Below are 21,960 nucleotides of genomic sequence, written 5' to 3' on the forward strand. Positions count from 1 at the left end.
TAGCCGCCGTCCACCGCGGCCGGCAGGCTGCCCGGGTGCTGCTGCTCGCCCCGCCGTTCCGCAACTTCTACCTCGGCCGGCTGGTCTCCCTCGCCGGGAGTGCGATGACCCCGGTCGCGCTCGCCTTCGCCGTGCTCGACGCCAGCGGCCGGCCGGGCGACCTCGGCATCGTGCTGGCCTGCCAGCTCGGGCCGCACCTCGCGCTGCTGCTGGTCGGTGGCGCGGTCGCGGACCGGCTGCCGCGCCGGGCCGTGCTGGTGCTGGCCAACCTGGGCGCCGGCGTGACACAGGGGGCGATCGCGCTGGTCTTCATCGGCGGCGCGTACCGGCTCTGGCTGGTCGCCGGACTGGCGCTGCTGGCCGGCGCCGTCGAGGCGTTCACCTCGCCAGCGCTGCGGGGGATCGTGCCCGAACTGGTCGGGCCGGACGACCTGGGACGGGCCAACGCGCTGCTGTCGACCACCCGCAGCGCGGTGCTGATCGTCGGGCCGACGGTCGCCGGGCTCGTGGTGGTCGCGGCCGGCGGTGGCTGGGCGATCGCGGTCGACGCGGTCAGCTTCGTCGCGGCGGCGTTCTTCCTGAGCCGGCTGCCCCGGGTCGCCCCGGTGCCCTCCGATTCCGGACTGGTGGGCGGCATCCGGGACGGGTGGCGGGCGTTCGTGGCGATCCCGTGGGTCTGGCCGGTGGCGCTCGCGTACGCCGTGATCAATCTGGTGAACACCGGGCCGTGGCAGATCCTCGGGCCGTCGCTGACGGCGGCCCGCGCGGGCGAGGCCGCCTGGGGCGTGGTGCTGAGCGTGCGCGCGGTGGGTCTGCTGGTGATGAGCGCGGTGATGTACCGGCTGCCGCCCCGGCGGCCGCTGCTGTTCGGGCGGCTGTGCGGCGCGCTCGGCGCCTGCGGGTTGCTCGGGCTCGGGCTCGGCGTCGGGCCGGTGTGGCTCGCCGCCTGCGCGTTCCTCGGCGGGGTCGGCTTCGCCGCGTCGGGGATCACCTGGGACAGCGCCCTGCAGCGGCACGTCGACAGCGCGCATCTGGGCCGGGTCGCGTCGATCGACGACCTGCTGTCGTTCGCGGCGATCCCGCTCGGGCAGCTGCTGGTCGGGCCGGCCGCGGCGGCGTTCGGCGGCGCGCGGGTGGCCGTGTGCTGCGGGCTGGTGTTCGCGGTCGCGGCGCTCGCCCCGCTGGGCGTGCGCGCGGTCCGGGTCCTTAGCTGACCAGCCCCCGCAACGTGGCGATGTCGGCGGCGTGGCCCTCGTGCGTCTTGCCCGACGGGGTCTCGACGACGACCGGCAGCCCTGCGGTCGACGGATGTCCGAGCAGCTCCGCGAACGCCGCCGTGCCGATCGAGCCCTTGCCGATCGTCTCGTGCCGGTCGCGCAGCGAACCGCAGGTGTCCTTGGAGTCGTTGGCGTGCACCAACTTCAGCCGGCCCGCGCCGACCGTCTCGGTCAGCAGGTCCAGCGTCGCCGTCATGCCGCCCGGCGCGGCCAGGTCGTGGCCCGCGGCCCAGGCGTGGCAGGTGTCGAAGCAGACGCCGAGACGCGGGTGCCAGTCGACGGCGGCGAAGTAGTCGGCCAGGTGCTCGACCCGGGACGCCAGGCAGCGCCCGCCGCCGGCGCTCGGCTCGACCAGCAGCTCGGGGCCGTCCTGGTCCAGCAGCGGCAGGAGTTCCTCGCGCACCTGCTTGAGGGCGGCGTCGTGGTGCGTCGGGTCGACCGCGCTGCCGGCGTGGAAGACCACTGCCCGGGCGCCGATCGCCGTGCCCCGGCGCAGCGCGTGCGCGAGCGTCGCGGCCGACCGCTCGACGGTTTCCGCCGTCGGTGAGCCGAGGTTGACCAGCAGCGACGCGTGCACGTAGACCGCCGCCGCGCGCTCCGCGCAGCCCGCCCTGAACAGCTCGTCCTGCGCCGGGTCGCCGGGCGGGAGCGCCCAGCCGCGCGAGTTCGACACGTAGACCTGGGCCACCTGGGACCCGGCCGCGTCGAGGTAGGGCAGCGCGGTCCTGGCGATGCCGCCGGCGGTGGGTGTGTGCGAACCGATCACTGGCAGAAGAGTACGACCTGGCTCCCCGGCGGCACCGGGGTGTTCTCGTTGGGCTGCTGTGCGAAGACCGTCCCGTTGGGGTTGATCTGCGGGTTGGGCTGCAGGCCCATGCCCTGGAGCTGCTGCACCGCCTGCTGGCAGGGCAGGCCGACCACCCGTGGCACGACCGTCTGCGGCGGACCCTCGCTGACCTGCAGCTCGACCTTGGCGCCCTTTTCCACGCCGGCACCGTCGTTGGGCGACTGGCCGATCACCTCGTCGCGCGGCTTGTCGGACTGCTTGTAGGCGATCAGCGGCTCGAGCCCGAGGCCGATCAGCTCGTTGCGGGCGTCGTTGACGTTCTTGCCGACCACGCGGGGAACGGTCAGCGGCGCCTTGCCCTTGCTGACGAAGACGGTCACCTTGTCGCCGGGCTTGGTCTCGGTGCCGGCCGCCGGGTCGACGGCCACCACGACGCCCTTGGGCAGGTTGTCGTCGTAGCGGTCCGCGCCTTTGACGATCTGCAGCTTGGCCTGCTCGAGCTCGGCGGTGGCCAGGTCGAGCGTCATGCCGGAGACGTCCGGGACCTGGTAGCGCTCGGCGCCGAGCGAGAGGACCAGCGTGATCGTGCCGCCCTTGAGGATCCGGCCGGCGGCCGGCGGGTCCTGGGAGAGCACGACGTCCTTGTCGACCTTCTCGTCGAACTGGCCGGCCGCGTAGGAGATCGTGAAGCCGCCGCGGGTGGCCTGCGCCTCGGCGGCGGCCTTGGTCATCGACGCGAGCTGGGGAGCGACCGTGTAGCGGCCCATGCCCCACCACCAGCCGCCGATCGCCGCGACCAGGCCGAACACGACGATCGCGGCGGCCACCGCCATCCGGCCCCGGGGGTGCGACATCACCATGCGGTAGCGGTCGGCGATCTTCCCGCCGAGTCCGGCGCGGCCGTCGTCGTAGTCGTCGTAGTCGGGCTCGGGTGCGCGGCGTCGCCCGCTGGGCGGTGGTTCGGCCAGGCGCGCCCAGGACGGCCGTTGCGGCTCGGCGTTGACGCGCGGGATCGTCACGGTGCGGGCGGAGACCTGTTGGAGCAGGGCCGTGTTGGCGTTGGCCGTGCCGAGGTCGTCGCGCACGACCTGCACCTCGGAGAGGAACGTGCCGGCGTCGGTCGGCCGGGCGTGCGGGTCGCGGCGGGTGGCCCGGGCGACCAGCTCGTCGAGCACGGGCGGGATGCCCGCCACGAGGCTCGACGGCGCGGGGACGTCGCGGTCGACGTGCTGCCAGGCGACCTCGACGGGCTGGTTGCCGTCGTACGGGACCCGGCCGGTGAGCATCTCGAACAGCACGATGCCGGCGGAGTAGACGTCGCTGCGCGGGTCGGCGCGGCCGTCGGTGACCAGCTCGGGCGCGACGTAGGCGACGGTGGCCATGAGCTGGCCGCCCTCGGCGTCGGTGGCGCTGGCCTCGACCGCGCGGGCCAGGCCGAAGTCGGCGACCTTGACCACGCTGTCGACGAGGTTGCCGGGCCCGCCGCTGGGCGCCTCGGCGACCAGCACGTTCTCGGGCTTGACGTCGCGGTGCACGAGGCCGGAGCGGTGGGCGGCGGAGATCGCGGCGAGCATCTGCTCGAGGATCGCCAGTGCCTCGCCCGGGTTGAGCCGGCGGCGCTGCGCGAGCACGTCGCGCAGCGTGTGGCCGCGCACGTATTCCATCACCAGGTAGGGGAGGCCGGCGTGCACGCCCTGGTCGTAGACCGCGACCACGTTGGGGTGGGTCAGCCGGGCGATCGTCTTGGCCTCGTCGGTGAACCGGTCGAGGAACTGCGGATCGCGGGCCTGCGTCGGGTGAATGATCTTGAGGGCGACCGTGCGCTCGAGGCGCTCGTCGGTCGCGGTGTAAACGGTCGCCATGCCGCCACGGGCCACCCGCCCACGGATGCGGTAGCGCCCGTCGACCAGTGTGCCCAAGAGCGAGTCAGCGACCTGGATGTCCATCGGCAGGCAGTCTATGTGCACGCGGCGTTCGAGCGACACAGCCGTGCCGGCATCTTCACCGGTAACCCCGCATTCAGGGGTTTTCGTCCGGGTGACGGTGGTGATGACGGCGCGGGCGGCCTTCGTACGGCTGGGCGTCGCTGCTCTCGGACGCGCTCGCGGTCGGTGACGGGCTCGGCTCGGCGGTGGGGGTCGGCTCCGCCGGTGTCGGGCTCGGGGTGGGCGTCGGGTCTTCCGTCGGGGGCGGGTCCGACTCTTCGGGCTGCGGGTCGCCGGGGTCGCCCGGGTCGCGCTCCGGATCCGGGGCGGGTCCGACGTCGGTGGGTGCGCCGTCGTGCGTATCCGATGATCCGGCGCCGCCCGACGCGGCCTGCCGGCCGGCGACGGTGAGCGGGCCACCCTCCCGGGCGATCCGCACCGGTTCCCGCAGGCTCACCTCTTCCGGGCGCTGGCCGGTGCCGTCGGCGCCGGCCACGACGCTCACGGGTTGTTCCGTCGCTTCCGGCTGGTTCAGCAGCGCGCCGAGGCCGTTGACGACGACGAAGTAGGTGCCGACCGCGCCGACGAGGCTGACCAGGGCGAACCCGCCGGTGGCGACCAGGCGGCGGGGTGGTGCGGCGTGCTCCGGGAAGATCAGCTCAGTGGTCTCCTCGCCGTCCGCGTTCTTGCGGTTGCGCGCCCGGGTCAGGTCGTACTGCACCGACCGCCACGCGCCCACGAGTTCCTTGCGCACACCCCGCCAGGTGGTCACGGGAGATCCTTCCGAAATGATCGTGCGGTACGGCGGTACCCCGTACCGGGTGGTTCGGTGGTGTCACGCCGCGTCGGCGTGGCAATGTGAGCGGGTGACCGAAACCGTTCCCGCTCAGTGGCTGCCCTTGCCCGACGTGGCGGAGCGCCTCGACGTGTCGATCAGCAAGGTGAACCAGATGGTCCGCGACGGCTCGCTGCTCGCGGTCCGCCGCGACGGCGTCCTGCGGGTGCCGGCCGAGCTGGTGGCGAACCGCACCGTGCTCAAGCACCTGCCGGGCGTCATCACGTTGCTGCACGACGCTGGGTACAACGACGAAGAGTGCCTGCGGTGGCTCTACGCGGAGGACGCCACCCTCCCCGGCTTCCCGGCGGTGGCCCTCGGCGGCGACCAGGCCACCGAGGTGAAGCGCCGAGCGCAGGCGCTGGGCTTCTAGATTTGCGCTTCGCGTACCTGGCGGTCCTGCTGGGCTGCCTGGCCGGTGCCCTTTGGCTCGAACCGGCCCTGCGGGTCAACGTCCTGGCCCGCTGGCGGCGGTTGCTGTTGACGGTGGTGCCGGTGATGGCGGTGTTCGCGGCGTGGGACATCGCGGCGATCGCGGCGGGCCACTGGTCGTTCGACCCGCGCCAGACGACCGGTGTGCTGCTGCCCGGCGGCCTGCCGCTGGACGAACTGCTGTTCTTCCTGGTGGTCCCGCTGTGCGCGATCCTGGGCTTCGAAGCGGTCCGGGCGGTCCTGCGACTCCCGGCGGGTGACGAGTGAGCTATACGACGGCTGCCCTGGTCGGCGTCCTGGCCGCGCTCTTTCTCGACCTGTTCGTGCTGCGTACCCGGCTGGTGCTGCGTCGGGTGTTCTGGGCCACGTACCCGATCATCGTGTTCTTCCAACTGCTGTCGAACGGGGTGCTGACGGGTCCGGAGATCGTGCGCTACGACCCTTCGGCGATCGTGGGGGTGCGGCTCGTGTACGCGCCGGTCGAGGATCTGCTGTTCGGGTTCGCGTTGGTCCTGGTGACGCTGTCGCTGTGGGTGTTCTGGGGTCGGGTCGGTGTTCAGCGCCGGCCGTCGGCGGGCACCGGCTCGTCCTGGCTGCTGCGCCGGCTCCGCCGGCGGTAGGCGGTGATAGCTCCGGCGACGATGGCCACGTCGAGGATGGCACCCGGGAGTTTGGTCAGGACCGGGATGCCCAGGCCGTTGGGCAGGGTCAGCGCGGTGACGACGACCGCGGCCGCGGCGAGGGCGGTTCTGGTCCGGCCGGGTTTGGTGGCGCAGGCGAGGACGGCCAGGGGGACCAGGGCGTACCAGGGGTAGAAGACCGGTAGCAGGATCGCGGCAGCCACGAGGGTCCACCCGCAGGCTGCGACGATCGTTCGCGCGGCCGCTTTGTCTTCGGTTAGCCGCGCGGGCCGGTCGTGGACGACGGCCGCGGTTGACCGGGCCTGGGTGGTGGCCGGCACTGTCGCGCCGGCCAACTCGCGGGGCCTCTCCGCGGGTTGCGGCCTCCCGCCTGATGGCGCCAGCCGAAGAGTGGCTCGCAGCGCCCGCCAGCAGAGGGCGAGACCGATGATCACGAGCGCGGCGAGGCCGCACACGCGGGCGACGTCGACCGCAGTGTCGACGGAGTCTGGCTGTCCGGCCGTCCGCAGGACGTAGCCGGCGGTCATCCCGAGGCCGGTGGGCAGCGAGGTCCACTGGACGAGGCTGCCGGTGTCGGAGAGCGCCCGGACCCAGCCGAGGCCGAGCCCGGTGCCGAGACTGGCGGCGGCGAACACCAGCGCGCCGCTCCCGGTGACGGCGGTCGCGGCGAGCGCGATGGTGGGCCAGGGCTTGGCGCCGAGGCGGATCCGCCGGCCGGCGACGAGCATGACCACGAACGGGAGCGCGATGACCGCGGTGACCTTGACCCCGACGGCAAGCCCGAGGAACGCACCGGCGGCGAGCGCGGACCCCCACGGGGACAACTCCCCGTTTTTCGTGCTGGCCGCACCGTGAGCGCCGCCGCCGGCGGCCCACATCCGGCCCGCGGCCGGCACGGACACCGCCAACGCCGCCACGATCAGGCCGGCGGTGAGAGCGTCGTTGTGCGCACCGGAGACCAGGTGCACCGCCACGAGCGGTGACAGCAGCCCCAGCCAACGGGCGGCTTCCGGCGCGACGCCGACCGCGCGCGCGAGCCGGCCGGCGTAGACGGCGATCAGCAAGCCACCGACCAGCGCGACAACCCGCAGCACGGCGACCGCGACGAGCAACTGATGGTCTGCCGGCCCGCCTACGGCACGCGCCACCGCCGCTGCGACACCGGACAACGCGACACCAACCGACCCATACGGCGCGGGGGTGTGCTGCCAGAGGTCGGGCACCGCGCCGGCCCACTGGCAGCCGCCGTCTACGGCGCCGACGGCGTAGGGGTCGAGCCCGGACCGCCAGATCTCGCCCTGGCAGGCGTAGGAGTAGACGTCCCGGCTGGCCAACGGCGGCGCCAGCAACAAAGGCAGCGCCCAGAGCGCGCCGGTCGTGAACAACCAGCGGTTACCGACGGCGCCGAGCCGCCTGCCGATCCGCCACCAGGCGCCGGACATGATCGCAAGGCCGACCACCCACCCGGCCAGCCCCAACCAGAAGCCGAATTCAGGCGTGCCCGGGCCACGGAGACCCGCACCGGGGTCCCGCCCCGGCAAGGCTCCCGCTCCGTATGCCCCAGCGGCGACAACGGCGACCCCGACAAGCCCGGTGACGCGCAGACCCCACGGGCTGTCCAGGCCACGCACGCCATCGATAATCCCACGCCAGCCCAGAACCCCACCGAGCCCGCCCACCGGGTCTCCCGACGACAGCACCCGATCGCCACCAGGACGCCGATGGGCGCGGTCCTCAGGGCACTCGCCACGACGACTTGGGCGCTGAGCCTCGCTACAACCGCGCCGCCAGGGCGCAGCCTCAGGGCCGTGCTCCTGGCGCGAGCATCGCGGCAAGATCGCCGGCCTCGGCCGGCGCGAACGTGGCGGTTCTCAGTCTGTGCGGGTCGTGGCTGCGTGGGCGAGGTCGATCAGCGCCGCCCGTGCCTCGTCCTCGATCGGGGCCGTCTCGATATGCGACAGGGCCGCGTCGAGGAGCGCGCCGATCCGGCGCTCGGTCCGTTCGGCGGCGCCGCAGCCCACGATGATCTCGCGGAGGTGGCCGATTCCTTCAGCGTCCAGGTCGGGTGAGCCCAGGAGGCGTTCCAGGTCGCGGCGGCCCGGCTCGTCGGCGGCCTCGAACGTGGCCGCGACCAGGAACGTGCGCTTGCCCTCGCGGAGGTCGTCGCCCGCCGGCTTGCCGGTCTGCGCCGGGTCGCCGAACACGCCGAGCATGTCGTCGCGGAGCTGGAACGCCTCGCCGAGCGGCAGGCCGAACCCGGAGTAAGCGTCCGTCACCCCGGCGGGCGCCGCGGCGAGCGCCGCGCCCAGCAGCAGCGGGCGTTCGACGGTGTACTTCGCCGACTTCAGCCGCGCGACCTTCCCGGCACGCTCGACCGAGGTGTCGCCGGTGGCCTGGGTGAGGACGTCGAGGTACTGGCCAATGGTCACCTCCGTGCGCATCTCGTCGAATACCGGGCGGGCGCGGGAGAGCGCCGCGGGGTCGAGGCCGCCGGCGTGCAGCAGTTCGTCGGACCAGACCAGGCACAGGTCGCCGAGCAGAACGGCGGCGGAGTCGCCGAAGCCGTCGGCGTCGCCGGCCCAGCCGTGTGCCCGGTGGCGGCCCGCGAAGCGGCGATGCACCGCCGGCTCACCGCGCCGGGTGTCGGACCGGTCGATCAGGTCGTCGTGGATCAGCGCGCTGGCCTGGACCAGCTCCAGCGCCGACAACGCGGTGACCAACTGGTCGGAGTCGTGCCCACCCGCACCCCGGAACCCCCAGTAGCCGAATGCCGGCCGCAACCGCTTGCCGCCGCGCAGCACGAAGCCCTCGATGGCGTCGGCCACCGGCGCCAGGGCGCTGTCGACCTCGGCCATCCACGCCCGGCGGTCGGCCAGGAACCAGGCCAGCGACTTGTCGACCCTCTGCCGCAACCTGACCCGGTCGGTGACGGCCAGGCTTGTGGCGATGATCGGGCGGACGGAGTCGGCAGGGCCCGGGCCGGCGGCGTCGGAAGGGCTGGTCGGCGCGGTCACGCCACGACGCTAGGGTCAAACCGGCCGAACGACAACCGCAGCGGTAACTGGCAGGCACCGGACCACCGCATACGGCGGCGGGACCACCCCCGACCGGCGGCCCCCGACCCGCACCGGCTGACCACCGATCGCCCGCCGGCACCCCGGACCGCCGCCGACCCGGCCCGCGCTCGTCGATGCGCCCCACGCGCGGCCACCTAGCCATCGCCGGCCGCCCGATGCGCCGCGGCCGGCTCGCCGGCCAGCGGCCGCGGCAGGTAGGGCCGCGCCGACACCAGCAGGTCCGCGTAGTCCCGGGCCAGCGGGAGCCGGGCATACGGCGCGAGCCGCTCGCCGAACCCCGTCAGCAGGTCGCACGCCCGCGTCGACCCGGACCGGATGGTGTCGAGCACCGCCGCCCCGGCCACGAGCAGCGCGCCCTCGACCTCGCCGGCGTCGAGCCGGGCCCGGGCCAGCCACGCCTTGTCGAGCGCGGCGGTGCGCGGCTGACCCGAACGGGCCACGGCCCGGGACAGCAGTGGCAACGCCCGCCCCGGCCGGCCGAGCACGACCAGGCACCGGCCGGCCAGCGCGTCGAGCTCGCCCTCGTCGAGCCAGTAGAGCCAGGGCGGGTCGTGCTCGGCCGCACGCCGCTCGGTCGCCCGCTGTGCGGCGCCGAGCGCGGCCTCGGCGGCACCACGGAGCCCGGCCGACGCCGCGGCGAACGCGATCCGGTGCAGCAGCAGCGCCCGGCCCGACGCGGACAGGGCTCGCCGCGACCCCGCGTAGGCGGTGCGGGCCAGCAGCAGCGCCGGCGCCGGGTCGCCGGTGCCGGCGAGCAGGTGGCTCGCCGAGCCGAGCACGTGACCGGCGAGCGGCCGGTCGTCGGCGGCCGCCGCCGCACCCAGCGCGCAGCGGTAGGCGGACAGCGCACCGAGCGGGTCGCCCGCGTCGGCCAGGGTCCAGCCGCGGAGCTGGGCGACCTCGGCCCGCAGCCGGGCCGCCTTGCGGGTCAGCGCGATGCCGGCCGGCTGCGTGGTGGCGTGCCCGACGGCCCTCGCCAGCCCCTGCACCGCCGCCGCGAGCTCGACGCCACCGAGCACGTCGTCGAGCCGGCGGGCGGCGACCAGTCGGGCGGTCACCTCGACCACGGTCGGCCGCGCGGCCCGGTCGCCGGCCGGCGGCACCGACCGTGGCGGACCGATCAGCGGCGTCTCGTCGCTGGTCAGCCAGGTGTGCGCGAGCCCGAGCAGGTCGAGCCCGACCCGGTCGCGACTCTCCGCCCGACCGGGGCCGTCCCGCCCGGGCGCGACCAGGCGGTGCCGGACCCGGCTGCGTTCGGCCGCGTCGGCCAGACCGTCGGCCGGCACGTCGAGGACGACGGCGAGCCAGCCCAGCCAGAAGTCGGCCGGCAGCCGCTCCTCGCGTTCCCAGCGGCTGATCTCGTGCCGGGTCACGGTCGGGCTGCCCGACGCGGCGCAGAGCTGTTCGGCCAGCCGTAGCTGGCTCCAACCCCGGCGTAGCCGCAGCTGCGCCACATAGGGGCCGAACGACGGACGCGGACCGGCCGCGTCGAACGGGTGCGCTGGCGACGCCGACATCATGGACCCTCCCCGTAGCAGCGGTGCACGCCTGTGGCCCCCGGACACCGCGAACGGCATCCTCACGCGCCGCCCAACGGACCGTGGGGGCGGTCCGCGACGCGCAGAACACATCTACCCCACAGGTGCGACGTTTTCCCGTCCCCAACCAGCCACCAACGCCGTAACCAGCATCAACCCGTGTTATCCACAGCCCTTCGACACGGCGGCCCCACAGAACCCCCAGCCGGTACGCTCGACCCGTGGCGCTCGGACTCCCTTCGATCCTCCCGGGATCGCAACCGTCGATCGGTGACCTCATCCGCGATGCGGGCCCGACCTTCTCGTTCGAGTTCTTCCCGCCCAAGACTCCCGAGGGCGAGGTGCAGCTGTGGCGCGCGATCCGCGAGCTCGAGCCCCTACAGCCGTCCTTCGTCTCGATCACCTACGGAGCGGGCGGCACCACCCGCGACACCACGGTCGCGGTGACCGAGCGCGTGGCCACCGAGACCACGCTGCTGCCGATGGCCCACCTGACCGCCGTCAACCACTCGGTCGCCGAGCTACGCAACGTGATCGGCCGCCTGGCCGGGGCCGGCATACGCAACATCCTCGCCGTGCGCGGCGACCCGCCCGGCAACCCGGGCGGCGAGTGGGTCCGCCATCCCGAGGGCGTCGACTACGCCGAGGATCTCGTCCGGATCATCCGCGAGTCGGGCGACTTCTGCGTCGGCGTCGCCGCGTTCCCCTACAAGCACCCAAGGTCGGCCGACGTCGCCAGCGACACCGAGCACTTCGTCCGCAAATGCCGTGCCGGCGCCGACTTCGCGATCACCCAGATGTTCTTCGACGGCGACGACTACCTACGGCTCCGCGACCGCGTGGCCGCCGCCGGCTGCGAGACCCCGATCCTGCCCGGCGTCATGCCGGTGACCAGGATGAGCACGATCGCCCGCTCCGAGCAGCTATCCGGGGCGCCGTTCCCCCCGGCGTTGGCCGAGCAGTTCGCGCGGGTGGCCGACGACCCCGACGCGGTGCGCAAGCTCGGCATCGAGCAGGCCAGCGAGATGTGCCGCCGGCTGCTCGACGAGGGCGTTCCCGGCATCCACTTCATCACCCTCAACCGATCCACGGCGACCCGCGAGGTCTGGCAACACCTACGGGTCGACGCCGCCGTGTGACCTCGACCGCCGATCAACGGTTGAGCTGACGTGAGCACACGGTTGGGCTGGCACGACTACGCGGCACGCTGGGCGGCACTGCACGGCGGCTTCGACCCACGGCAGGCCGGCGCGGTGGTCCGGGGTTGGGTCCGGCTGTCCTACGAGATCGGCTCCCGCCTGGGTCGCCTGCGGGTGAGCCCGACGGCGGTCACGGTCGGCGGTCTCGCCCTGTGCGCGGCCACACCGATCGCGGCGACCCGCGCGCCGGAGGGCCTGTTCACCGCCGGCATCCTGGTCGTCCTGGCAGCGGTGGCCGACAGCGTCGACGGCGCCGTAGCCGTATCCACGGACCGCACGACCCGCCTGGGCTACGTCTACGACTCGGTCGCCGACCGCCTCGGCGAGCTCTGCTGGCTGACGGCCTTCTGGGTGGCCGGCGCCCCGACACCCCTGGTCTTCACGGCGGGCGCACTCTCCTGGCTGCACGAGTACGTCCGCGCCCGCGCCACCGCCGCCGGCATGACCGAGATCGGCACGGTCACGATCGGCGAACGCCCGAGCCGCGTCAGTGTCACCACGGTCGCCTTCCTGACCGCCGCGGCCGCCGGCGGCCTCGACCGCGACCTGGTCCCGGGCACCCTCACGGTCTTCCTGGTGATCTGGATCCTCCTGGCCGCCTTCGGCCTGGCCCAGCTGTCACGCGCGGTCCGCCGCCTGTTGCGCTGACCGCAAGACCGAAGTTCCACGATGGACTCGGGCCCGCGGTGCTCCGGACCGTCGCTCCCGCCAGCCACCGCTCCGCTGCCATGTCCGCGTTGGGTCGCTGTGAAGGCAAAGGCCGCAAACGCCTTCTGGAACGCTGCCGTCGACCTCGGCCACCGGGGTGGCTGAGGCGTTTAGCGGCAGATCTTGGCAATCGGTCGCTGCTCCAGCAGCAACCGATTACCAACGTGCGCCGCGTCGAGTGGCCTGCGTTCCCGTGTCGGTGTGACCTGGTCGCCCGGGATCCCGGGGCAGCCGCGGCAACACCCCGCCCACGTTGCGCGAGCGCAGCCACTCCTCGGTGACCGCCGGCGACGGCTCCGGCAGCGGTGGCAGGCGCATCAGGCCGGGCCGATCTGGCCGGCCACGATGCCGGCCGACAGGGCGACCATCGGCAGGCCGCCGCCCGGATGGGTGGAGCCGCCGACCAGGAACAGGCCGCGGACCGGGCCGCGGTTCGGTGGGCGGAGCAGGCCGCCGGCCGTTCCGTAGATCGCGCCGCCCGGGGCGCCGGCCGTCCCCTCCAACCACGCCGGCGTCAGGACCTCGCGGAAGCGCACCCGGTCGCGGACGTCGACGCCGCGCGCGGCCAGCACCGACAGCACCCGGTCCGCGTAAGCGGACGCCAGCCCCGGCCGGTTCCAGTCGACCGCACCGCCGCCCACGCCGTGCCGAGGCGTGTTGACCAGCACGAACCAGGCCTCGTGACCCTCCGGCCGGACCGCCGGGTCGTCGGCCACCGTGACGAAGACCGTCGGGTCCGGCGCCGGGCGGCCGCCGAAGACCGCGTCGAACTCCGCGTCGTAGTCGCGGGGGAAGAACACCGTGTGGTGCGCCAGGCCCGGGGTCCGACCCTCGACGCCCAGCAGCAGCACGAAGCCCGCCAGGCTGCGGTCCGCGAGCCCGGCCAGCCGGCGCGGCGTCGGCAGCAGGTCCCGGTACAGGGTCAGGGCGTCCACGTTGGACACCACAACGTCCGCCGGAAGAACCGCCCCGCCGACCCGTACACCCGAAACCCGCCCACCGGCGGTCTCGATCCGGGTCACCGCCTCGCCCGTCCGCACCGACACGCCGAGGGCGACAAACCGTTCCAGCAGCGCGTCCGCCAAGGTCGCCAGGCCGCCGGGCAGGTACCAACCACCGAACGACAGCTCCGCGTACGGCACCGCGGCCAGTGCCGCCGGTGCCCGCCGGGGGTCCGCGCCCGTGTAGGTCGCGTACCGGTCAAGCAGCATCCGCAGCCGCGGGTCCCGCAGCCGCCGCCGGCCCAGGCCGCGCAGCGTCATGCCCGGCGCCACCGCCGTCAGGTCGCCCAACCGCCACGCCAGGCCGGCCAGCGCCGCCGGCGAGTCGACCGGGCGGCGCAGCACGTCGCGCCACGACGCGTCCCACGCCCGGCCGGCCTGCCGCCACAGCCGTTGCCAGTCGGCCGCGGCGTCCGGGCCGAGCGCCGCGGCGATCCGGTCCGTGAACTCGACCGGGTCCGCGCACGAGTCGAGCACCGCGCCGTCGGGGAACACGTGCCGGACCACCGGGTTCAGCGGCACCATCGCGGGCGGCGCGCCGCCGATCGCACCGAACAGCTCGTCGAACACCTGCGGCAGGGTGAGCAGGCTCGGCCCGGTGTCGAACCGGTACGTGCCCTCGGGCCGCACCACCTCCCGCCGGCCGAGCTTGCCACCGACCACCGTGGACCGTTCGAGCACCGTGACCCGGTGCCCGCCCGCGGCGAGCCGCGCCGCGCAGGCCAGCCCGCCGACCCCGGCGCCGACCACCACGACCTCAGCCACGCGGACCTCCACCGGCCGGCACCACGGGCCGGTCCCGCCAGCGGAGCGCACCGGCGCGCCGGAGCCGGTACGAGCGCGCCACGAGCCACCCGAACAGCACCACCGACACCGGCTGCGTCAGCGCGTCCGGCCACCGCCGCCCGCCGGTCGCGGTCGCGGTCACCACCCGGCCCAGCGCGCCGAGCGCATAGCCCACGCCGCCGGCCAGCAGCGCGACCGGAGACCACGACACCAGGCCGTAGACGAGGAGCAGCACAGGTACGACGTACACGAGGAAGAGCAGGCCGACCACGGCCGCCGCGCCCGACCGGGAGCCGAACGACGCCCAGAGCGACTTCGTGTAACCGGCCGCCAACTCGCCCCACGATCCGTACATCCGGCACGATGCGATCCGCGAACCGTCCGCCAACGCGATCCGCCGGCCGGCGCGCTTCACCGCCCGGGCCAGCGCGATGTCCTCCAGCACCGACGCCCGCACGGCAGCGTGCCCACCCGCGGCGGCATACGCGGCCCGGTCGACGACCAGGAACTGCCCGCCCGCCGCCGTCAACGACGGCCGCCGCGACCGCTCCAGCGCCCGCAACGGGAGAAACGTCAGCCACGACCATTGCAGCAACGGCTGCACGAGCCGCTCGCCCCACGACTCCGCGACGATCCGGGGGTACGGGCTGAGCAGGCCAAATCCCCGCAGCAACCCGCAGGCGCCCGCGATCGCCGACGGCGACAGCACGACGTCCGCGTCGACGAAGACCAGCACGCCCGCGGAGGTCGTGTCGGCGAGCTGCTGGCAGGCGTGCGGTTTGCCGAGCCAACCCGGCGGCAGCGGCGCACCGGTGATCAGCCGCACCCGCGGGTCGTCGCCGGCCACCTCCCGCACCACGTCGGCGGTGCCGTCGGTCGAGCCGTCGTCCAACACCAGGATCGACATTTCGGGTACGCCGCGCTGCGCCAACAGCGATCGCAGGCAGGGCGCGACCCGCCTGGCTTCGTCGCGCACCGGCAGCAGCACGGCGACCGGATCCGGGTAGCTGGTGTCGCGCGGCCGGCGCAGCAGCCGGGCGTTGACCGCCGCGTGCAGGGTGAACACGCCCGCCAGCACCGCCGGCAGCCAGAGCAGCGCGCTCACGCCCGTACCCCATCGTCGATCTTGACCAGACTCGCCGCCAACGGCACGGCGACCAGGCCCATCGCCAGCGCACCCCAGCCCGCCGACGCGGGCAGGCCGAGGAACGCGGCGTGCGCCAGGATGCTGGACAGCCAGGTCCAAAGGTAGAGCGCGTACATCGGCGCGTCCCGGCCCGGCGGCCCGCCGGCCACCGCACCGAGGAAGGCCATCATCAGCACCGCCACGACCAGCCACCCGGCGTAGTTGCCGAGCGGCACGTCCGGCACCCCGGGCAGGCTGGGCGACGGGTTCGACCAGGTCCAGTAACCCTCCGCGACCATCTGCGGGTCCAGGAAGACGTCCCACGCCGCGAGGCCGACACCGGCCACCAGGATCCGTGCCGCGGGGTGGCGGACCAGGCGCACCGCGGCGAGCCAGGCCGGCCAGGCCATCCAGGTCCAGGCCAGTGGGATCACCCAGGGCACGCCGGCGATCTTGGGACCGAGCTGTCCGGAGTACGTGTAGTCGCCGAAGGGGAAACCCGCCGCGACCCCCACGGCCTCGACCAGCAGGCCGCCACCGGTGGTGACCAGCACGAGGGCGCCGGCGACGCGCGGGCCGCGGGTGAGCGCGGCGTGCCCGACCGACAGGGCGAAGCCGAGCACGACCGTGGTGACCGTGACCGCCGCCCGGGCGCCACCGCTGGTCAGCGGATAGCAGATCTGGGCGAGGATCAGCAGACCCAGCCCGTACCAGGGGAGTCTGGGTGTCATTCCCCGGACGGCGCCCGCAGCGGCAGGTCCCGGCCGAGCACCGCGAACGCCCGCTCGTCGCCCGGGAAGCGGAAGTCGCGCAGCACGTCGAGGAAATCGAAGCTGCGATAGAGCCGCCAGGCCCGGGACTTGAGCTCGTCGGCCTCCGGGGTGGACAGCAGAGTCGTCGAGCCCGGTGCCATCGCGAGCAGGGTGCGCAGCTGGCGCGCGCCCACCCCGTGACCCTGCGCGGCCGGGCGGACGTGCAGCTCGACGACCTCGAAACAGTCCTTCAGCCAGCGGTTGCGCTGCTCTTCGGAGAGCGCCGCGCGGACCTGGTCGTGCCACCACTGCCCGGCGCCCGAGACGTAGCCGTAGCCGAAACCGGCGAGGTGACCGTCGGTGGTCAGGGTCGCGACCGCGCGGAACCCGGCCCGGCGCACGTGCGTGGCGATGATGCCGCGCCGGGCCTCCATCAGCTCCGGCCGGTAACCCATCGCCTCGCCGTAGACGGCCACCACGTCGTCGAGCCGACGTGCCAGGTCGTCGGGCTTCCACGGCACCAGCCTCATGCCGGATCGCTCCTTGTCGTCTGTGCCCAACCGAGCACCCCGCGGTCACCCATGATGCCGCACACCGCGAACCGGGCGAACAGCTCCTCCGCGTACCAGCCGACCTGCGCCGTGCGCGCGATGGCCGCCCGATGCTCCGGCTGACGGTACGCGAATCCCATCAGATCCGCCGCGCTTCGCCACACGGTTACGGTGCCCTGCCAGCCGATCGGAGCCTCGCCGACGCCGAACCGGGCGAGCAGGCCCGGCGCGTCGCGCAACGACGCGGCCACCGGGGGGATGGCGCGCCAGAACGTCGCCGCCCGCGTGGGCTTGAGGCGGGCCCGGGTCAGGGCCAGGACCATTCCCTGTGTGCGGGCGTCGGCTCGGCCGACGAACGGTTGGCGTCGGCTCCAGGTGCCGCGGCTGGCGATCGGGGCCAGGTCGACCCGCGCGTGTGCCTCGCTGAGCCGGGTCCAGGCGGTGATGGCCGGTGGTGTGGTTGTCGGATCGTGGACAAGGAGGGCGGCCCAGCGGGTCGCGTCGACGTCGCCCGGGCCGAAGCCGGTGCCGGTGCCCGTGCCGAGCAGCTTGGCGAAGCGGACGCCCGGATGGCGGCGCAGGCGGGCGCGGTCGGTCGCCATGCGGACGAGCACGCGGGGGAGTGCGGTTCTGGGCACTCGCCAGACGTGCAGGGTGACTGCTTCCATCGGTCTCGGCTTTGGGCTTTTGGCTTGGGCTTTGCTCGGGCTCAGGCGACGTCGGTGACCGTGCCGCCGGTTAGTCGCTCCAGCTCGGTCGGGGTGATCGGGAAGACCGCGTGGGCGATGCCGCCGGCGGCCCAGACCTCGTCGAACGTGAACAGGGCGGTGTCGACGAGGGTGCGCATGCCCGGGCGGCCGGGGTGGACCGGCGCGACGCCGCCGATCACCTGGCCGCTGTGCTCGCGGACGAAGTCGGGGGTGGCCCGGCGTAGCTGCTCGATGCCTAGCTCCTTGGCGACCCGGGCGGTGTCGACCCGGTGGGCGCCGCTGGTCAGGACCAGCAGCGGCGCGCCGTCGGCGGCGAAGACCAGCGAGTTGGCGATCTGGCCGACCTCGACGCCGAGCTGCGCGGCGGCCGCCGCGGCGGTCGGTGCGGCCTCGGCCAGGATCCGGACCTGGCTGGGCCGGCCGGCGGCGTCGCGTGCCCCGGCGGTGTCCAGCGCGGCCTGCACGGCGGCGACGTTGGGATGCGGTTGCATGCGGGACACCATCTCATGCCGGTCTGACGGTTTGCTGTTCGTGCTGGTCAGTGCGGAATTCCGGGGGTACGGGCGGCGGCCGCGAACATCAGTGGACATGAGCGCGCGCCACGTTGCGTTTTTGTCGGACCCAAGGTGTACTCTTCTCCTTAGTTAGAACGCGTGTTCGATTGAGTCGCACACTCGTTCTGGCGCTCCGGGAGGCGCGATTCGCGGCGCGGCTTCCGGGAGGTGCGGCTTCGCGGGCCGCACATCAGGCAGGACCGTCGTCCGCCGCCCTCGACCCCCGGGCGGTGGGCGACGGACCAGCCGACCCTTGCCGGTCGGGTGTGGTGTGGGGAAGCGTCACGCCCGACCGGCAACCAAGCAAGACCGCTGCGCCTTCCTCCGCGGCGGGGCACGTCCGTCACAGGCTGCTGCACACGCGGAGGAGACCGTTCAGATGACGACCAGCTCGGCTCAGGCACCGACCGTGCCGGCTCACGTGCTGCCGCATCGCACGCCGGCCCAACTGCTCGCGATCGCCCGGCACGGCCTGGCGGAGGCGGCGCAGACCCGTCCCGACGGCCTGCGCTACGCCGCGGCCCACCTCGCCGCGCTCCGTGCGGCTGCCGCGATGCTCGCGGCCCGCGCCCGCCCGTCGCCGACCCGGCGCAACCGGATCACCAGCGTCTGGACGCTGCTGGTGATGGTCGCGCCCGAGCTCGACGAGTGGGCGACCTACTTCGCCGCGGGTGCGACCAAGCGGGCCGCCGCCGAGGCGGGCATCCCCCGGGTGGTGACGGCCCGCGAGGCCGACGACCTACTACGCGCGGCCGAGCAGTTCGTGGCCGTGGTCGAGGTCGCGCTCGGCATCGCACACCAGCCTTCGCTCGACGGCCTGGCCGCCTGAGCCGTCCTTCTCCCCGAACCATCAGCACAACCAGCACAACCAGCACGACGGGGGTGAGCGCATGGCGGGTCAGATGACGCTGGGATCAGCGGCGTTGTCGGGTCTGGTCCGGCCGGCCAGCGCCGCACCCGACGACGCGCACCGCACCCTGCCGGTCCCGGCCGAGCTGCGGGGCCTGCTGCCCGGGCGGGGCCTGCGCCGGGGCAGCACGGTGGCGGTGGGCGCCGGCCCGCGGTCACCCAGCGGCGGCACGTCGCTGGTCTACGCGCTGATCGCCGAGGCGTCCCGGGCCGGTTCCTGGTGCGCGGTCGTGGGCGTGCCGGCGTTCGGCGCGGTCGCGGCCGCCGACGGCGGCGTGGCCCTCGATCGGCTGGCGCTCGTGCCCAACCCCGGCCCCGAATGGGCCACGGTGGTCGCGGCCCTGATCGACGGCGTCGACGTGGTGGTCCTCGCGGTCCCCGACCGGGCCGCCGTCTCGGACTCCGTCACCGCCCGCCTCGCGGCCAGGGCGCGGCAGCGCGGGAGCGTCCTCGTTCCCTACGGGCACTGGGACGGCGCCGACCTCACCCTGCGCGTCACCCGCGGCCGGTGGGAGGGCCTGTCGGCGGGCCGCGGCCGGCTACGCCGTCGCGAGGTCACGGTCGTCGCCCGCGGCCGCGGCGCCGCCACCCAGCCCCGCGAGATCACCATCTGGATGCCGGGCTTCCGCCCACTCACCGGCACGGTCGCCATCGCACCCCTCGAACCCATCACCCTGCCCGCACTGCACGCGGTCCCCGATCCGACCGCGTCACCGCCCGCGACCCGCCGCCAGGCGACCGGTGAGCCGCCAGGTCCGCCGGACGATGCCGGCCCGACCGCGCCGGTGGGCGAGGCGTCTGGTTCGCCGGGCGACGCCGGCCCGGTCGCGGTGGTGGGTGAGGCGTCTGGTTCGCCGAACGCCGGTCCGGTCGCTGTGGGTGACGCCTGGGCTCCGCTCGAGGGGCGCGGGCCGGCTGCGGCGGCTGACGCCGCGCACGGTCCGTCGACGGGCGGCCCCCCGGGCGCGCCGGCCGGTGACGCATGGGATCCGCCGGGCGGCGGCGATCCGCACGTGGCGACGCGTGGGCCGGCGGTGGGTGGGCCGCACGGCCGGGACCGGTCGGCTCCGCCCGAAGCGGATCGGCTCGCCGGCGACCGGCGGGACCGTGGTGTGCCCTCGGACGGCATGCGGCGCAACGACGGACCACGGCTCACGGTGGGCGATCGGGATCCGTCCGCCGCGGGGCCGGACACGACCTCCGCCGCGGGCACCGAAAGGCTCAGCGCGGAACCGGCCGACGAGCCGGACCGTCCGCGGCTCACGCTGGTCGCCGGCGGTGCGCGATGAGCGGGGGCCGGCAGGTCGACACCGCGAGGGCCGAGCATGCGGCGGGTGGTGGCGCGGTGGCGCGTACCGCGGTGCTCTGGTGTCCTGACTGGCCTGTCATCGCGGCTGAGATCGTCGATGGTGTGCCGGCCATCGGGGCGGTGGCGGTGCTGCACGCCAACCGGGTGGTGGCGGCGTCCGAGGCGGCGCGGGCCGACGGCGTGCGCCGCGGGTTGCGCAAGCGGGAGGCGCAGAGTCGGTGCCCGGGCCTGGTCGCGGTCGACCACGACCCGGCACGGGACGCGCGGGCGTTCGAGCCGGTGGTCGCGGCCGTCGAGGAGATGGTCGCGGGGGTCGAGGTGGTCCGGCCTGGGGTGTGCGGGTTCGCGGCGCGGGGGCCGGCCCGCTACTTCGGCGGCGAGGAGCCGGCGGCCGAGCGGATCGTCGAGCACGTCGCGCAGACGTGCGGGGTGGAGAGCCAGGTCGGGGTCGCCGACGGCGGGTTCGCGGCCGGGCTCGCCGCCCGGGAGGGGCTGATCGTCCCCAGCGGAGAGACGGTGGCGTTCTTGGCCGGTCGGCCGGTCGAGGCGTTGGCCCGGCCCGCGCTCACCGAGTTGCTCCGCCGGCTCGGGATCACCACGCTCGGCGCGTTCGCGGGGCTGGCTCGTGGCGACGTGCTGGCGCGGTTCGGGTTCGACGCCGCGCTGGCGCACCGGCTGGCCGCCGGTGGCGACGAGCGGCCACTCGCGGTCCGCCGGCCGCCGCCGGATCTGGAGGTCAGCGAGGACTACGGCGACGATCCGCTGGAGCGGGTCGACGTGGCGGCGTTCGCCGCCCGGGTGCTCGCCGAGCGGTTGCACGAGCGGCTGGCGGGCTACGGGCTGGCCTGCACCCGGCTCGCCATCGGCGCGGTCACCGCGCACGGCCAGGAACTGCACCGTGTCTGGCGGCACGACGGGCTGCTGACCACCGCCGCGATCGCCGACCGGGTGCGCTGGCAGCTCGACGGCTGGCTGTCGGGCACCGCTCGTCGGGGAGCCGGCGGCGCGCGCAGTGCGGCCGCCCGGCCGACCGCGGGCATCATCCGGCTCCGCCTGGTGCCCGAGGGTGTGCTGCCGCACGCCGGCCTCCAGCCGGGGCTGTGGGGTGAGACGGGGGAGGAGAAGGAGCGGGCACACCGGTCGTTCAACCGGATCCAGGGCATCCTGGGCCCGGAGTCGGTGGTCACCGCCGTCCTCGGCGGTGGCCGGTCACCGGCCGACCAGGTCCGACTGGTGCCCTGGGGCGACGAGCTCACCCCGACCCGGCCCGCCGCACCCTGGCCGGGCCGACTGCCACCGCCGGCGCCCGCGCTGGTCCTGCCCGCACCGCTGCCGGCCACCGTCCGCGACGCGGCCGGCGAGCCGGTCGGCGTGTCCGCCCGTCTGCTGGTCACCGCCGCGCCGGCTCATCTCACGATCGGCACGGGTCGACCCGCCGAGATCGTCGGCTGGGCGGGCCCGTGGCCGGTCGACGAACGCTGGTGGGCGCCCGCCGAGGCCCGCCGCCGGGCCCGCTTCCAGGTCGCCCTCGCCGACGGCAGCGCGTTCCTGCTCTCGCTGTCCGCCGGCCAGTGGTCGGTGGAGGCCATCTATGACTGAAGGCCTGCACCGATCGATGCGGCCCACGCTGGGTCCGGCCCCCCTCTGCCCGGCGCCGACCGGCCATTCAGCCGGCGGCGCGACCGTGGTCCGTGGTCGTCGCGACGTGCCGCGGGCCGGGCGAAAAGTAGGCCCGCGAACCGGGAACCGGTTCGCAAGGTCATCTCGATGTAATGGGTATGACGACGCGGACCTGGCAGCGAAGCGCAGCGAGCGGTGTCCGGCGGGAGCGACGGTCCGGACC

Annotated in this window: 20 protein-coding genes and 1 pseudogene; 9 read left to right on the forward strand and 12 right to left on the reverse strand. The window is 74.6% G+C overall.

What is annotated here, in order from left to right; translation table 11 throughout:
* Window positions 1-35 precede the first annotated feature (35 nt).
* On the forward strand, window positions 36-1,214 hold the full coding sequence (locus tag Air01nite_RS06205) for an MFS transporter (protein WP_203700869.1): 1,179 nt from the start codon (window positions 36-38) through the stop codon (window positions 1,212-1,214).
* Here Air01nite_RS06205 and Air01nite_RS06210 read toward each other — a convergent pair.
* The 3 genes from Air01nite_RS06210 to Air01nite_RS06220 all read right to left on the reverse strand — a co-directional run bounded on the left by Air01nite_RS06210 (window position 1,207) and on the right by Air01nite_RS06220 (window position 4,761).
* Window positions 1,207-2,040: a deoxyribonuclease IV gene (locus Air01nite_RS06210; protein ID WP_203700922.1), complete on the reverse strand. Its 834-nt coding sequence runs from the start codon at window positions 2,038-2,040 to the stop codon at window positions 1,207-1,209. The genes Air01nite_RS06205 and Air01nite_RS06210 overlap by 8 nt on opposite strands.
* Entirely contained in the window at window positions 2,040-4,010 is a 1,971-nt protein-coding gene (pknB, locus tag Air01nite_RS06215; RefSeq protein WP_203700871.1) for a Stk1 family PASTA domain-containing Ser/Thr kinase, read from the reverse strand. The genes Air01nite_RS06210 and pknB overlap by 1 nt, the downstream gene beginning before the upstream one ends.
* Window positions 4,011-4,083: 73 nt before the next feature.
* Complete coding sequence (locus Air01nite_RS06220; RefSeq protein WP_203700873.1) at window positions 4,084-4,761, reverse strand: hypothetical protein; 678 nt, start codon at window positions 4,759-4,761, stop codon at window positions 4,084-4,086.
* A 94-nt stretch (window positions 4,762-4,855) separates the two neighbouring features.
* On the opposite strand from Air01nite_RS06220, the gene Air01nite_RS06225 reads away from it, so the two are divergent.
* From Air01nite_RS06225 to Air01nite_RS06235, 3 genes are read left to right on the forward strand one after another with little or no spacing between them, the layout of a single operon-like run.
* Window positions 4,856-5,197 carry an Rv2175c family DNA-binding protein gene (locus Air01nite_RS06225; protein WP_239090525.1) on the forward strand — a complete coding sequence of 114 codons (342 nt, stop codon included), beginning with the start codon at window positions 4,856-4,858 and terminating at the stop codon, window positions 5,195-5,197.
* Between the two features lie 2 nt (window positions 5,198-5,199).
* A complete protein-coding gene (locus Air01nite_RS06230) occupies window positions 5,200-5,523 on the forward strand; it encodes a lycopene cyclase domain-containing protein (RefSeq protein ID WP_203700876.1) in 324 nt (107 codons plus the stop codon).
* The gene (locus Air01nite_RS06235) at window positions 5,520-5,876 is read left to right on the forward strand and encodes a lycopene cyclase domain-containing protein (protein ID WP_203700877.1); all 357 of its coding nucleotides are present in this window, start codon (window positions 5,520-5,522) and stop codon (window positions 5,874-5,876) included. Before Air01nite_RS06230 ends, Air01nite_RS06235 begins: the two co-directional genes overlap by 4 nt.
* Here the strand turns inward: Air01nite_RS06235 and mptB are convergent.
* The 3 genes from mptB to Air01nite_RS06250 all read right to left on the reverse strand — a co-directional run bounded on the left by mptB (window position 5,813) and on the right by Air01nite_RS06250 (window position 10,494).
* On the reverse strand, window positions 5,813-7,528 hold the full coding sequence (gene mptB / locus Air01nite_RS06240) for a polyprenol phosphomannose-dependent alpha 1,6 mannosyltransferase MptB (RefSeq protein WP_203700878.1): 1,716 nt from the start codon (window positions 7,526-7,528) through the stop codon (window positions 5,813-5,815). The two genes, Air01nite_RS06235 and mptB, sit on opposite strands and share 64 nt — an antisense overlap.
* Before the next feature lie 240 nt (window positions 7,529-7,768).
* Entirely contained in the window at window positions 7,769-8,752 is a 984-nt protein-coding gene (locus tag Air01nite_RS06245; RefSeq protein WP_203700923.1) for a polyprenyl synthetase family protein, read from the reverse strand.
* A gap of 356 nt (window positions 8,753-9,108) precedes the next feature.
* Complete coding sequence (locus Air01nite_RS06250) at window positions 9,109-10,494, reverse strand: helix-turn-helix domain-containing protein (protein WP_239090526.1); 1,386 nt, start codon at window positions 10,492-10,494, stop codon at window positions 9,109-9,111.
* A gap of 239 nt (window positions 10,495-10,733) precedes the next feature.
* On the opposite strand from Air01nite_RS06250, the gene metF reads away from it, so the two are divergent.
* Both metF and Air01nite_RS06260 read left to right on the forward strand, forming a co-directional pair.
* Entirely contained in the window at window positions 10,734-11,651 is a 918-nt protein-coding gene (gene metF, locus Air01nite_RS06255) for a methylenetetrahydrofolate reductase [NAD(P)H] (protein ID WP_203700879.1), read from the forward strand.
* A gap of 30 nt (window positions 11,652-11,681) precedes the next feature.
* Entirely contained in the window at window positions 11,682-12,359 is a 678-nt protein-coding gene (locus Air01nite_RS06260) for a CDP-alcohol phosphatidyltransferase family protein (protein ID WP_203700880.1), read from the forward strand.
* 377 nt (window positions 12,360-12,736) lie between these two features.
* Here Air01nite_RS06260 and Air01nite_RS06265 read toward each other — a convergent pair whose 3' ends face one another.
* The 6 genes from Air01nite_RS06265 to Air01nite_RS06290 are packed head-to-tail and all read right to left on the reverse strand — an operon-like array spanning window position 12,737 to window position 17,836.
* Entirely contained in the window at window positions 12,737-14,185 is a 1,449-nt protein-coding gene (locus Air01nite_RS06265; RefSeq protein WP_203700881.1) for a phytoene desaturase family protein, read from the reverse strand.
* Window positions 14,178-15,302, reverse strand: coding sequence for a glycosyltransferase family 2 protein (locus Air01nite_RS06270; RefSeq protein ID WP_203700925.1), 1,125 nt, complete (start codon window positions 15,300-15,302; stop codon window positions 14,178-14,180). Before Air01nite_RS06270 ends, Air01nite_RS06265 begins: the two co-directional genes overlap by 8 nt.
* Before the next feature lie 5 nt (window positions 15,303-15,307).
* Window positions 15,308-16,063, reverse strand: a complete 756-nt coding sequence (locus tag Air01nite_RS06275) for a carotenoid biosynthesis protein (RefSeq protein ID WP_203700882.1) — start codon at window positions 16,061-16,063, stop codon at window positions 15,308-15,310.
* The gene (locus Air01nite_RS06280; RefSeq protein WP_203700883.1) at window positions 16,060-16,614 is read right to left on the reverse strand and encodes a GNAT family N-acetyltransferase; all 555 of its coding nucleotides are present in this window, start codon (window positions 16,612-16,614) and stop codon (window positions 16,060-16,062) included. The genes Air01nite_RS06275 and Air01nite_RS06280 overlap by 4 nt, the downstream gene beginning before the upstream one ends.
* Window positions 16,611-17,303, reverse strand: a complete 693-nt coding sequence (locus Air01nite_RS06285; RefSeq protein WP_203700884.1) for a monooxygenase — start codon at window positions 17,301-17,303, stop codon at window positions 16,611-16,613. Before Air01nite_RS06285 ends, Air01nite_RS06280 begins: the two co-directional genes overlap by 4 nt.
* A 41-nt stretch (window positions 17,304-17,344) precedes the next feature.
* A complete protein-coding gene (locus tag Air01nite_RS06290) occupies window positions 17,345-17,836 on the reverse strand; it encodes a YbaK/EbsC family protein (protein WP_203700886.1) in 492 nt (163 codons plus the stop codon).
* A 442-nt stretch (window positions 17,837-18,278) separates the two neighbouring features.
* Between Air01nite_RS06290 and Air01nite_RS06295 the strand changes: the two genes are divergently transcribed.
* The 3 genes and pseudogenes from Air01nite_RS06295 to Air01nite_RS06305 all read left to right on the forward strand — a co-directional run bounded on the left by Air01nite_RS06295 (window position 18,279) and on the right by Air01nite_RS06305 (window position 21,716).
* Window positions 18,279-18,728, forward strand: coding sequence for an SAV_6107 family HEPN domain-containing protein (locus Air01nite_RS06295; protein ID WP_203700888.1), 450 nt, complete (start codon window positions 18,279-18,281; stop codon window positions 18,726-18,728).
* Window positions 18,729-18,789: 61 nt separating this feature from the next.
* Window positions 18,790-19,467: pseudogene (gene imuA' / locus Air01nite_RS06300) on the forward strand (DnaE2-dependent mutagenesis accessory factor ImuA'); the annotation flags it as partial.
* Window positions 19,468-20,093: 626 nt separating this feature from the next.
* Window positions 20,094-21,716 carry a DNA polymerase Y family protein gene (locus tag Air01nite_RS06305; protein WP_203700890.1) on the forward strand — a complete coding sequence of 541 codons (1,623 nt, stop codon included), beginning with the start codon at window positions 20,094-20,096 and terminating at the stop codon, window positions 21,714-21,716.
* The last annotated feature ends 244 nt before the right edge of the window (window positions 21,717-21,960 follow it).

The organism is Asanoa iriomotensis (assembly GCF_016862515.1).
GTDB lineage: Bacteria > Actinomycetota > Actinomycetes > Mycobacteriales > Micromonosporaceae > Asanoa > Asanoa iriomotensis.